Source organism: Streptomyces sp. NPDC008121 (genome assembly GCF_042957155.1).
Lineage (GTDB): Bacteria > Actinomycetota > Actinomycetes > Streptomycetales > Streptomycetaceae > Streptomyces.
On sequence record NZ_JBIBHT010000020.1, the window covers coordinates 22,877 to 34,466 of the forward strand.

The 11,590-nt window shown below is 67.2% G+C and carries 10 protein-coding genes and 4 pseudogenes; 2 read left to right on the top strand and 12 right to left on the bottom strand.

Translation table 11 applies throughout. The annotated features are described in order from the left end of the window. Positions 1–492: 492 nt before the first annotated feature. Complete coding sequence (locus ACFZBD_RS33465; RefSeq protein ID WP_391147114.1) at positions 493–1,461, top strand: serine hydrolase; 969 nt, start codon at positions 493–495, stop codon at positions 1,459–1,461. Between the two features lie 16 nt (positions 1,462–1,477). On the opposite strand, the gene ACFZBD_RS33470 is transcribed toward ACFZBD_RS33465, so the two are convergent. The 9 genes and pseudogenes from ACFZBD_RS33470 to ACFZBD_RS33510 form a co-directional block, all read right to left on the bottom strand. Then, positions 1,478–1,825 carry a hypothetical protein gene (locus ACFZBD_RS33470; protein ID WP_391147116.1) on the bottom strand — a complete coding sequence of 116 codons (348 nt, stop codon included), beginning with the start codon at positions 1,823–1,825 and terminating at the stop codon, positions 1,478–1,480. Beyond that, positions 1,822–2,094 (bottom strand): transposase, encoded by a 273-nt coding sequence (locus tag ACFZBD_RS33475; protein WP_391147138.1) that lies wholly within the window; start codon positions 2,092–2,094, stop codon positions 1,822–1,824. Before ACFZBD_RS33475 ends, ACFZBD_RS33470 begins: the two co-directional genes overlap by 4 nt. A 57-nt stretch (positions 2,095–2,151) precedes the next feature. Further along, positions 2,152–2,502, bottom strand: a complete 351-nt coding sequence (locus tag ACFZBD_RS33480; RefSeq protein ID WP_391147120.1) for an IS3 family transposase — start codon at positions 2,500–2,502, stop codon at positions 2,152–2,154. Between the two features lie 57 nt (positions 2,503–2,559). After that, complete coding sequence (locus ACFZBD_RS33485) at positions 2,560–2,790, bottom strand: transposase (RefSeq protein WP_391147122.1); 231 nt, start codon at positions 2,788–2,790, stop codon at positions 2,560–2,562. Between the two features lie 85 nt (positions 2,791–2,875). Further along, a complete protein-coding gene (locus ACFZBD_RS33490; RefSeq protein WP_391147140.1) occupies positions 2,876–3,208 on the bottom strand; it encodes an IS3 family transposase in 333 nt (110 codons plus the stop codon). A gap of 254 nt (positions 3,209–3,462) precedes the next feature. Next, positions 3,463–4,317 carry a hypothetical protein gene (locus tag ACFZBD_RS33495; RefSeq protein WP_391147125.1) on the bottom strand — a complete coding sequence of 285 codons (855 nt, stop codon included), beginning with the start codon at positions 4,315–4,317 and terminating at the stop codon, positions 3,463–3,465. Between the two features lie 171 nt (positions 4,318–4,488). Continuing rightward, a pseudogene (tpg, locus tag ACFZBD_RS33500) lies at positions 4,489–4,787 on the bottom strand (telomere-protecting terminal protein Tpg); the annotation flags it as partial. 643 nt (positions 4,788–5,430) lie between these two features. Continuing rightward, positions 5,431–5,737 (bottom strand): annotated as a pseudogene (locus ACFZBD_RS33505) (5'-nucleotidase); the annotation flags it as partial. Positions 5,738–6,143: 406 nt separating this feature from the next. Continuing rightward, positions 6,144–6,611, bottom strand: coding sequence for a hypothetical protein (locus ACFZBD_RS33510; protein WP_391147126.1), 468 nt, complete (start codon positions 6,609–6,611; stop codon positions 6,144–6,146). 173 nt (positions 6,612–6,784) lie between these two features. Here ACFZBD_RS33510 and ACFZBD_RS33515 point away from each other — a divergent pair. After that, a pseudogene (locus ACFZBD_RS33515) lies at positions 6,785–7,780 on the top strand (transposase); the annotation flags it as partial. Between the two features lie 237 nt (positions 7,781–8,017). Here the strand turns inward: ACFZBD_RS33515 and ACFZBD_RS33520 are convergent. The 3 genes and pseudogenes from ACFZBD_RS33520 to ACFZBD_RS33530 all read right to left on the bottom strand — a co-directional run. Next, the gene (locus ACFZBD_RS33520) at positions 8,018–9,181 is read right to left on the bottom strand and encodes a hypothetical protein (RefSeq protein WP_391147129.1); all 1,164 of its coding nucleotides are present in this window, start codon (positions 9,179–9,181) and stop codon (positions 8,018–8,020) included. A 271-nt stretch (positions 9,182–9,452) separates the two neighbouring features. Then, positions 9,453–9,986 carry a hypothetical protein gene (locus ACFZBD_RS33525; protein WP_391147132.1) on the bottom strand — a complete coding sequence of 178 codons (534 nt, stop codon included), beginning with the start codon at positions 9,984–9,986 and terminating at the stop codon, positions 9,453–9,455. Positions 9,987–11,287: 1,301 nt separating this feature from the next. Further along, a pseudogene (locus ACFZBD_RS33530) lies at positions 11,288–11,590 on the bottom strand (transposase); the annotation flags it as partial.

The following is an 11,590-nucleotide window of genomic DNA, read 5'->3' on the forward strand; positions in this document are numbered from 1 at the left end:
CGACAGCGCGGAACACGAAGCCACACCTGGCGGAAGGAGGCTCAGCGGACGGTCAGCCCGGCCATTCAGGCTGAGCGGCCGGCTTGCGCTACGGCCAGCCGGGGGAGCGGTTCCCCTCACCCGGCTGGTACACGTCATAGCGGATGATCCTCTGGGTTCGCGCACCCATCCCTGTACAGCCTCGAAGCAGAACCGCCGCTGGTACTGCGGGCGGACCGGATCACGGAGGGCGGCGTGCGCCGGCGATGCGCTGAAGCGCCTCCCCCGTTCCACGGAGCGCGATCAGCACGCCCTGCAACAGCGACGAGTCAGATCCCGGCTGAGCAGGGGCCGTCAGCCGATCGAGTGGGCAGGGTTCGGCCCGCCGGAGGGCCCTGCCGGGGGATGAGGACGGGAAAGTATCCAAGGCAGCCTGTGGGAGTAGATCTTCTAATCATCTCCGGAGGAACAGGCGTGCGCCCGAAGAAGCACAGGTGGGGTATACCCGCGGTGGTGGTCACCGTCGCCACCCTTGGAATAGCCGTCCCGGCGAGCGCTGCCACCGCTCCGCATTCCTCGCCCAGCACGAAGAATGTGGAGTGCACCTCTTCGACAGTTGAGGGCAGGAAGCTGGCTGCGAAACTCTCCGAGGACATATCAGGCGCCCTGAAGAAGAAAAATAATACGGTCTCCGCGTCGCTCTATGACCGGGAGCGGAACCTCACGTGCTCCCTGGACGCGCACAAGGCCTACGACTCCGCCAGCGTGGTCAAGCCGATCGTGCTGGGGGCACTGCTGCTGAGCACGAGAGACCACGGCGGTCTGACCGATCAGGACAGGGAGCTGGCACGGGCAATGATCGTGAGCTCCGACAATGCTGCTACCACCACGCTGTGGGCCCAGCTGTCGCAGAACGGGGACAAGACCAGACCGGTCCAGGTCCAGAAGTTCCTCGAAGTCTCCGGCATGAAGGAAACGGTCCTCGCCAAAGACGGTTCGTGGGGCCTGACTCAGATCACCTCTGCCGACCAGGCCCGGCTGCTGCAGGCACTCACCACGAAAGACAACGAAGACAGCCCGCTGACCGCCAGTGAACGGACATATGCGCTGTCACTGATGCACGACGTACAGGCGGACCAGCGGTGGGGAACCCCGGCTGGTGCTCCGGCGGAAGTCGGCGTCTACGTCAAGAACGGCTGGCTGCAGCGCTCCCTGACCGGCCCCGAGGACCCGTCCGACCGCGGTGACTGGAAGGTCCACAGCATGGGCGCCTTCCAGGGCGCAGGGCGCGACTACGGCCTGGTAGTCCTGACCGAGGACAACCAGAACCGGACAATCGGTGACACCACCGGGTGGTACTACGGCATCGACACCATCGAGGCGGTCGCCAAGGCCGTGCACCGGGACCTGAACCCGAACGCAGCCCACACCGGCGCCTTCCAGCCCCAGCGCCCCAGCCCCGACCAAGCGTTCAGGGACTGAGCTTGGAGGTGGGTGTTCATGAAGTACATGGGTGGCGCGCGCCGTCGGCCCGGATGAGGATCTTCGCCGTGGCCTGGCCGGGGAGCTGGTCGACCAGCTCGCCAGACACCTCGCACAGCGCGCGTGCGTGAAGTTGGGGCGGCCCGGCGGTACTGCCCCCAGTGCTTTGGGCACCGGGCCTCACCCGCGCACGCCATATCGGCACGGGCTGCGGCGAGGATACCGGGGCCGCGGCGGGCTGGAACTGCTGGGGCAGAGCAGGGTCTCTGTCGGCGTCGGCCGCGCGGGGAACCCGGCTGGCGGGCTGCGCGGTCTCGGCGTTCAGGCCTTCCAGTCCCTTGGTGATCAGGTTCTTCCTGCTCATTCGGCTACCCCTGCGGCGGTAAGGATGTCGTCGTACGCCTTCACCTTCTTGCGCAAGGCGGCGTTCTCCGCCTCCAGCGGCGCCGCCGGCCTGGCCGGCGTGTCCGCCCCCTGTCCTCGGGCCGGGCCGGCGCCGGCCGCCCTGATCCAGTTGCGCAAGGTCTCGGGATTGACCCCGGGACCGGCGGCAATCTGCTTGATCGTCGCCCCTGGCCGCGACTGATACAGCGCGGCCGCGTCCGCCTTGAACTCCGGCGGATAGTTCTTCATGACCACGTGATGTCCGTCCTCAGATCCTTAAGGATCCAGTGTCTCGTGTGTCCAGGATCAAGGGTCAAGGCCGGTGTCGATGGCGGCGGGGCCTGGCTGGAAGTCGCGGAGCACCAGGCCGGGCCGGGTCACCGGGTGCGGGTCGGGAACGGTGGTGCGGTGGCGGCGCCTGCGGTGCCGGCCGGCCAGGCCGTCCTGCCGCATCAGGAGTGCCACCCGGCGGCGCCCGCAGCCGTCTCCTTGGCGCTGGAGGACGGCGTGGACGCGCGGGGCACCGTAGGTGCCGCGGGAGCGCTGGTGAACAACGGTGATCTGTTCGGTCAGCTCCGCGTCCCGCACTGCTCGGGGGCCGGGGAGACCGTTGCGGCGGGTGTAGTTAGGCGGTCCGGGAGACCTTGAGGAGTTCACACGTCCGTTTGACGTTGTGACCTGCGGTTTTCTCTGCCTCGATGAACGGGTCCACGTTCACCGGGTCTCCGTCGCGAAGAAAGCCGTCGCACGCCTGAGGATGCCGATGTCCTCGCGCAGCCTGCGGTTCTCCCGCCGCAGAGCCGCCAGTTCCTCGCGTTCGCTGCTGGTCAGACCGTCACGTTCACCGGCATCGACCTGGGCCTGGCGGACCCAGTCGCGGACCGCGGTCCCGGCCAGGCCGGAGTCCCTGGCGGCCTGACCAGCCGAACGGTCACCACGCCGCACAACTCAACAATCCCGGCCTTGGACTCCGGCGTGAACGAGCACCGGGGACGCGCCTTCTTCTTCCCCATGCTCTCCCTGATGAACATCATCCTTCCGGGGCCCAAGCCCCTGATCTCTGATGTCCGTCAAAGCGAAGCAAGCCCAGCCTGCGCCGCAGACCCGCCAGGCCGGCCTGGCGCATCACGCGGGCGACCCGCTTGTGGTTGACCCGCTCGCCCTCGTCGCGGAGCTCGGCGGTGATCCTCGGGACACCGTATGTGCCGTCGGATTCCCGGTGCACGGCCCGTATCCGGACGGCGAGCCGGGCGTCGGCCGCCTGCCGAGCGGCCCAAGCCGCAGCCCTCCGGCGCCAGTAGCAGAAGCTGGAGCGGGTTATGCGAACTGGAAGCGGTTCACCAGCGCGTCTCCCCGGCGAAATACTTCGCCGCCTTCCGCAAGGATCTCGCGTCCCTCCTCCAGCTCGCGGACCTTCTTGCGCAGAGCAGCGTCCTCCGCCTCCAGCGGCGTGGGCGGCCCGGCCGGCTCCCCCGCCCGGCGTCCCTGGGGACGGCTCGCACCAGCCGGAGCCTCGGCCGCTTCGTCGAACAGGACCTCAGCGCAGGTGTTGCAGCCGTCCTTGGCGTCCAGGCCGGCGTTCCAGCGCTTGAACGCGTCACGGATACGCGCTTCTGGTCAGGAGGCGGCGCCGAAGGAGACTACGGGGTGGCTGCTGGTCCCGGTCACGGTACAGGCCGGAGCGCCTTCGTACGCCTTGCAGGTCACGGGATCACCAGGAGTGCCGGGAGTCTCGATGGTGTAGAAGAAGGACTCCCGGCCTATCTCCAGGTTGAAAGAGGTCGAGGTGCCAAGGGCGTCCTTACCGGGCTTGGCCGGGGTAGACGCACCGTAGGCGAGTTCGCCGCCGGGTGCGATTTTCGTAACGAACCGGGTCCCCGGGGACTTTAGATAGGTGCCTTCTCTCGCGTCGGCATCCCACAGCCACACGTCATGGGACGTGTTGTTGTGCACCGATACCCACGCGGGGTTGCGGAGGTCCAGGCTCGTAACCTGCCCGGCCCCTGCCGGCTCACCAGCCGCATAGTAATTACTGCCCGGCCTGGAGACTTCCGAGCCGCCGTCGGTCTTGGCTGACGTTGCGTAGATCGCCACATTTCCTGCTGCGTCCGTTAGTGTCACCTCGACCACAGGGGTGTTTTCCATCCACGCGGTCACACCGTATTCCCTGAACTCCTCGTTCTTGAGAACGTCACCCTTCTTGGGCATCCACATGTGGTGTTCCAGGGATTCATCATACGGCCGGGAAGAATCCATGACACGGACATCCGTAACCGTCAGATCCGACCCCGTACTGTTCGTGACCTTGACCGTGTTGAAGACGAGGCCCTGAGTCTCAGCACCGTCAGCGGCAGACTGCGCAGCGCTGGCCGGCGCTGCCGGAGCAGCAACCGCCATAGCAGCACCGGACAGACCAGCCGTGAGAGTGCCGGCAAGAGCAGCAACAAGCACATACTTCTTCGCGAGACGCATTCAATTCCCTAACCTTACGGACATTTCTTCCGATAATTCCCCCCTTGGCTGCCGCCGGGTGTCCCCCGGACGGCCGGCAGCACGGACGAAACCGGAGCCGCCCCAGGCATGACTGCTGAGCCACGGAGCAAGCCAGACGGGATGACGCCGGCCGCCCGGGACGCCGCGCCGGAAGGCGACGTGCCCCACGTCGGCGAGACGGACCTCCTCGAGGGACCCGGCGCGGAGTCCGCCGTCCTGGAAGTACGCGTCCTTGAGTGCGTCGGCGGCGACGGCCTGGAGCTCGCCTTCACCGGCGCCCCGTTCGAGGGCGGTGAAGAGGCGGCCGGCGTACCGCGGGGCAGGACCACCGTCAGGTGCCGGATGCGGCTGTCGTCGGTGGTGCCGACCGGGGCGGTGTAGCCCAGGCGAGCGCGGGTGTCGATGACGATGCCGCCTGTCGTCGCGGTTGCCTTGCATGCGCGGGCCCGGGACGCGCTGGCCGGCACCGCGCAGGCATGCGACGTTTGCACGGCGCCAGGCAGCCCCGGCGCCAACGAGCTGCCGCCCGCCCGCAAGCGCACCGGCGGACTGCCCTGAGCGCGCAGCCGATCCAGGACGGAGAGCGGGTGTCCCGGCAGCGGAGCACCCACGCGCGCGTTACACAGCGTGTCCCACTCAATGGTGCGCACGGGACGATCAGTCCGGTGGGGCCCATCAGACCTCGCACCGGATCGCGCCTACACGGAGGCGGGCCTCCCACCTTGCCAGTGGGAGGCCCGCAGGAGGAAGCGGTGCGAAGCGCTTCGACGTGGACAACGACCCGGGACGCCGGCCGGCACGGGCCGGCCCGATAGTCCTACGGGGCGGGCGTGTAGCGGACGACGGTCGTCTCGCACGTCTCCGCATACATCTTCAGGGCGTCGGCCTCGGCCTGGCCGGCAGACGTGCCCCAGCGGAGCTTCGTGGCGGTCCACCCGCCCACGTAGCGGCAGTGCGCTCCAACTCAGTCAGATCCTCCACGTCGCTGGGCAGACAGACGTGCCTGCTCCATGAGTGGGCAGCGGGCAGCAATTCGGGTGCTGCCAGGCGTCGTTCAGAGGAGGCGCCCGCGTTCTGGCGGTGCGTGCGGTATCAGGACTTCGTTTGGTCTTCGGGAGGGCTCTGCTCGTTGAGCTTGCCGAAGGGGACATGAACGCTAGGGGCGGTCCGCGAGGTGCTTGCCAGATGGCTTTCCTGGTCGTCGAAGAAGATGTGCGCCTTGAGAACCTTCATGATCTCGCCCTTGTCTATGCCTCCGAGGAAGAAGGCGTCGTTGACCGTCACTCCCCAGCTCTTCAGGCCCATCAGCACGCTCGTGTGCGGGGGCGTTGCGTGCGGTGACGAGTGATACATGGAGGCGGATCCGGCAGCCGGCGTCTTTCTGCCGCTCCTCTTCCTCGTGCATGTCGTGCCGGCTGCCGGGCACCGGCGCGGACACCGCAAGCAGGCCGCCGACGAGGGTGGCGGCCGCCTGCACGTTGCAGCCCTGGGAATCTGCAGAGATCAAGCTGTCTCTTTGCGGAAACAACGGCACCGGACAGCACTCCGCCAAGACCCCGCTCACATACCCGGACGCGCGTCCCGGCGCCTCGGGGCCGGATGCCTTCAGCCCCGCTCGCCTGGTCCGGGCCGTGCCTGTTGCACACCCTCAGCTCGCCCTCCCCGGAAGCCGGGTACCGGCCGTGAACCGGCAGCGGCGGATGTGCCGGCAGCTGTCATCTCTGTGCGACGGCGTCCCGCAGGGATGATCAAGGACTCTGGGTCAGGTCCCGTCGTCACAGGCCAGGAACAAGAAAGCCCGGGGCTCAGCCTTTGTCTGCGATAATCACGTAAGGATTCTCTGGAGTACCCGCCACCTTGCAGGCATGAGAAGGAGAATCCTGCCGGCCCTCCGGGCCCGACACCCAGCAATTGGTGACCTGGGAAGATGCGTCCGCCGTCACCCGAATAGAATCACCGTTAGGCGCCTTGTAAGTTGCCCAACCGATCGCATCTCTCGGCATAAGAGCTCTCACGGACCACTCGGCGAGCCCGGAAGGGCTGATTTCAGTCTGTCCCACCACACCCGGAGACCTGCTAAATTCAGCGGTCCCTGAGTGAGACACGCCCCCGAGCGTGAGCACGTCATCGGTGCGGTTTTCCACAGTAACTGCTACTTCATTCCCTGCTGCCGCAGAGGTATGGCCGGCGGCGTAAGCCGGGGAAACCAGCCCAGCAGCGGCTGCAACAGCAACGATACTGCCGCCCATCAGCATTCTGGTTCGCTTCTGCATAAAACTCTCCGAAGGAGATAGCCGGACTGGAAGCAGTGCCGCACCCAGTGTTTCTGTAATCGTTCCGGCCAGGCAGGCAAAAAGGTATCGGCTCCCCGGGCACACTGGCGGACGAGTCACTCCGGCCGATCGGCGGAATACCCAGACCTGTGCCCGTCTCCCGGACGGCCGCGGACGTGGCGCCCGCGGTTGCGCTGGGCGGGGACTGCCTCGCGGATGATGCTGCGGGCCGGGCCGGCCGTGTTCGCTCCGGCCCGACGGTCTCCCGCCTCGTCGGCACCCTCGCCGGCCGGGCCGAAGGCCCTCTCCGCGACGGGCCGCTCGGGCCGAAGCCCGCGGGCGTGTATGGAACGCGGCCCCGGAGCCCGGCCTGCGCAGGCCGGGCAACGCGGGCAGTGATGCCGCCGCCGGCCGCACCGAAGCCGCCCGGCCGGCCCTGGCTGCCGGAGAGTACCGGCGTGGACGCCAGACGCTGGTCCGGACCGACTCCGCAGGCGGCACCCACGAGTTCGTCGCCTGGTGCGCCCAGCGCGGCCGGTGGCTGTCGTACTCGGTCAGCATGACCCTCACCGACGCCATCCACCAGGCCGTCCCCCAGGTCCCGCCCGCCGCGTGGACGGTGGCCGCCGGGCCCGGCGGCGAGATCCGCGACGGTGCCTGGGCGCAGAGCTCGACGGCGAGTGCCTGGAAGGCCGGCCGAAGGGGATGCGGCTCATCGTCCGCAAGGAACGACCGCACCCCGGCGCGCAGTTGCGCTTCACCGATACCGACGGCCTGCGGCTCACCGCGTTCGCCACCAACACCAACGGCACCCCGGTCGCCGCACTCGAACTGCGGCACCGCCATCGAGCCCGGGCCGAGGGCCGCATCCGCGCCGCCCGCGCCACCGGCCTGCGCAACCTGCCCCTGCACGGCACCGCGCAGAACCAGATCTGCCTGGAGATCGTCCAGATCGCCCCCGGCCTCCCCGCATGGATGCATATGCCCGCCCTGACCGGCCAACCCGCAGGTGGAAACCCCGCCGCCTCCGGCTCCGCCCCTTCTCCGCCGCCGCCCAGACCGTCACGACCACCCGCCGCCGGCATCTGAAATTCCCACGCCACTGGCCCTGGACCGACATGATCACCGACGCCCTGGCCCGGCTCCAAGCTCTGCCGAAACCCGGCTGACCAGGACTTTCCCGTCCCTGCTAGCAGCACCAGCCGGCCGGAGCCGGAACCCGGCGCCCACCCGGCGCGACAGCCGGGCCATCAGCCCGGCCACCACCAGCCCGGACAGCCGAAACGGCCCGCCGGAGAAACCGACGGACCGTCACGAAAGACCGGGGTTAACACCCTTTCCAGGGCTTCGGGGCTTCGGCTCGGCGGCCGATGGTTACTGACGTGATACCGAGCAGATGCGTTTACTCAATTCCCGGGCTGGGAGATCAGCTCGCCCTTGTGGTTGTAGGTGCTGGTGACTGAGGCGGAGCCATCCTTGGTGATCTTGGTTGAGTAGGTGTACGAGGCGTCGCCCATGTCGAACAGCTGGTCCTGGCTTGAGTACATGGGAGCGCCGAGGAAGTTGTGGCCGTCGGAATTGGGGTCGAGGTCTACGTCCAGAACTGTGCGGTCGCCTGCGGGAGTCGTCAGCGTGGCATTGCTGACGGACAGCATCGGGTTGTGATTGAGCTGGAGCTGCGTGTGGTCCGGTGCGCTGATCTTGGTGAGGAACGCGGTGTCTGCGCCGGCAGGCTGGGCCTGGAAGGTAGTGGCCTTGTCATCCGGGTCAGTGACCTTGAGCTGGTCATAGGCGGAGCCTGCAGGCTTGCTGAACATGGCGGTGGTGGTGGCGCCTGAGGAGTCCACGGCACGAGTCTCCAGGCCGTTGGGGTTTTCTACCTGGATGCGTTCGCCCGACGGACTGACCACCTCGCTGAGCCGGCCGTCCTTCCAGAGGTAGTCGGCACGGTTGCCTGCCGGGTCGGTCTGAGCGAGCAGGTTCCCGTCGACGGCAAAGTATTCGGTGCGGCCGTGGTTCGTCACCGTGTAGACGTACGGGCGGGATTCCACACCGTCGCGGGCCGGGAGGCTGCCGACGGCCTCGCTGAAAGCGAGGTCCGGGTCCAGGTTCCGCTTCAGGCCGGTGACCGGGTCGATCTCATAGGACTTCCCGTCGGCCATGACCAGGGCTGACGGGCCGCTCGTCTTTACGGACGGAAGGTCCAGCTTCCAGCCCGGCTGGAGGCCGGACTGGCTGACGCCGGCCGCAGCCAGACCGTCGTCATAGACCAGGGAGACGGACGCGTCGAAACCGGTGTGGTCCTTCATCTGGACGAACGGCACCGTGGCGTGGAACCGCCCGGTCTGCTCGCTGACCGCCCCCTTGACGTCCCCGACGGCAACCTTGCTTATCTCGGATGCCGCGGTCGAGGCACTGCTCGTCTGCACAGCGGGGTCGAGACTTGAGACAGCGGCCGCCTTCGTACCGGCCGCCATCGCCGAGCCACTGGCCGCCGCAACCGGCACCGCCACGGAAACCACAGCGATCGCGGCCAGCAGCCCTCGCCGCATCGTCATCGTCTTCATCATTCGAGATCCTCGCATCAGCACATCGCACAATCGTCATAAACAGGACACCCCACTCTCGCGTGGACGTCCCGCACCCTGCTTCCACCCGGCGGCCGTTTTGCTGGTACTCCCCGGGGGGCCGATCAGTGGACACAAGGCGCGGCAAGGCACAGGAGCGGACTGCGCTTCGGCGCTCAGAAGGCCGCGATGGCCGCACCTGGTGCTCCGCAGAATTCGTTGCGGCTGCTTCGGGACGAGGGAGCGAGCGATAGCGTGCTATCGGTGCGGCTGCTTATGCGGTTCTATTACGGATGTCAATCGACGCCGCGTAGGGATCACCCGGGTCACGGGTATGTTCCGCGCGGAAGCTTTCCGAGTGCTGGAAAGTCAATTGGGCACCCCAGACTTCGGTTTTCACTCCGAATTCAAGCGTCCGTCCAGATTTGTCGGCGACAGTAATACGGACCTCGGGCGGCTGAATATAATACAGGACTCCAAAAGTCCTGCCCGAATGCAGCGAATCACCCGGCTGCGGCTTCCACGGTGCTTCTGGCGTGAATGCATCGTCTACCGGCAGGAACCATTCACCACCGCCCGGCCCCCTGGCTTCCACCTTTGTGATCCTGAGATCTTCCCCCGTATAGTTGTTGATCTTGAACGTCGAGTAGATGCCAGCCTGGGAGGAAACCGGATCGCGATCCGGCAGGACAGACACTGCTGCCTGCGGAACGGGAGGCCGGTCAGCAGCGGCAGCCGAGCCGGCCGCTGCGCCCGCCCCAATACCAGCCAGCACTGCGATAACAGCTACTCTGCGACGGAAACGCACGGTGGCTCCTTTCAGCCTGAAGATTGACTCCCACCATGCTCGCTCGTTCCCGACCATGCTCCGGTCAGCCGATCGACCCCCGTGCCGGGCAGTCCGGCCTCACTCAGAGAGAGTGAACGCCCCCATACAGCCCGGGAAAGAGCCGGCTTTCCCGGGCTGCATACCCGGGAAAGTCCTGCATCGGCGCAGACGCACCCCGGTCCTGGAGCGGCCCAGGCCCTCACGGCCCGCCGGATTCCCGCCTTCACCGACTCGGCCGCGTTCGCGGTGCGGCGGACCCGGCGGCTCCGGCCTGTGGCGGTAGCCGACGGGTATCACGGGGTGGTGCTGTCCGTTTGCTGGCTAGCACCGTGCGGCATGTCCTGGCGTTGCCCGCTGCCGTGAGGGCGGTATCTCGCACCTACCGGATCCTGATCGTCGTTATCCCGTCTGCGTGCGTAACCTCCGGTACTGCTCCCTCGCACTGGACGTCTGCCGTCGTGACATCGTCAGCCTTCAGGGCCACCTTGCACTGAACGCCGTACCGGTAATCAGCCATATCGAAGGAGGCCGGGCCCGCCGTGGCGTCCTGCCAGGCCGAAATGACCACCGCGGAGCCAGTCGCCGGATTCACAGAACTGGGCTTCTGCTCCCATTCCTGTCCCGGACTGTTTGAATAATTACCGATTTGAAGAAGGTCACCGCCAGAATATTTCACTGCGTAAGTCCCGGTGACGTGCTGGCCGCGGCGAGCCGAATCTCCGGATACCGCCTGAGCGGCACCCGTAGATACCAGTATTCCAGCCGGAACCAGCATGCAGGCGACTGCGCTGCCTGCCGCAACGCGTGTCAGGATGGGCATCTGAGTTCTCTTCCTGCAGTGATTCCTGTATCCGCTCCGGGCGCTCTCTGCCGGAGTAAACCCGTGGCGGAAACCTGAGCTATCGGTCCCGGGCGGGCTTGCCGTCCGGCCGCGACCGGACGCGGCGGCCAAGGCTGAATTATGCCGGATATCCGATTCAGCAGACATGCGACGACCGGCCCCTTTTCGGGGGCATACGCACGACACCTGATCAGCCGGCGTCTGGGCAGGGCGACCGGCTGGCGGCCCGTACGGCCGGGAGCACGCTCCTGCAAGGGACGGGGGCCGTCTTCCCGCCTCCCAGCCGCGCGGCGCCCGGTCCGGCGCCAGGACCGCCCCCTCTGCTGCGGGCGCGGAACGCTTCGCGGTGACAGCGGCGCCGTGCAGCCTGGGCACCCGGCCGCCAGAAGGGGACCTGGCGTCACGAATGCCCGCCGGCCGCTAGGCACTGTTTCTTGGATCACGTTCGGAGCCAGATGATGAGGGCTGCGAGGGTGACGGTGCCGAGGTAGATGCAGGCGCGTTTCTCGTAGCGGGTGGCGACGGCACGGAAGCCTTTGAGGCGGTTGATGGTGCGTTCGACGGTGTTGCGTTTTTGTAGCGCTCGCTGTCGAAGCCGGTGGGCCGGCCGCCTCGGGAGCCGCGGTTCTTGCGGTGTTTTTGCTGGTCGAGGCGTTCGGGGATGGTGTGCCGGATTCCCCGTCGTCGCAGGTAGCGCCGGTTCTTCCGGGACGTGTAAGCCTTGTCCGCCAGGACATGGTCG

Excerpts from the sequence above, each read along its gene's own strand:
- ACFZBD_RS33470 (WP_391147116.1), bottom strand. The coding sequence starts at position 1,825 with ATGAGCAGGAAGAACCTGATCACCAAGGGACTGGAAGGCCTGAACGCC.
- ACFZBD_RS33475 (WP_391147138.1), bottom strand. The coding sequence starts at position 2,094 with ATGAAGAACTATCCGCCGGAGTTCAAGGCGGACGCGGCCGCGCTGTAT.
- ACFZBD_RS33495 (WP_391147125.1), bottom strand. The coding sequence starts at position 4,317 with ATGCGTCTCGCGAAGAAGTATGTGCTTGTTGCTGCTCTTGCCGGCACT.
- ACFZBD_RS33510 (WP_391147126.1), bottom strand. The coding sequence starts at position 6,611 with ATGCAGAAGCGAACCAGAATGCTGATGGGCGGCAGTATCGTTGCTGTT.
- ACFZBD_RS33520 (WP_391147129.1), bottom strand. The coding sequence starts at position 9,181 with ATGATGAAGACGATGACGATGCGGCGAGGGCTGCTGGCCGCGATCGCT.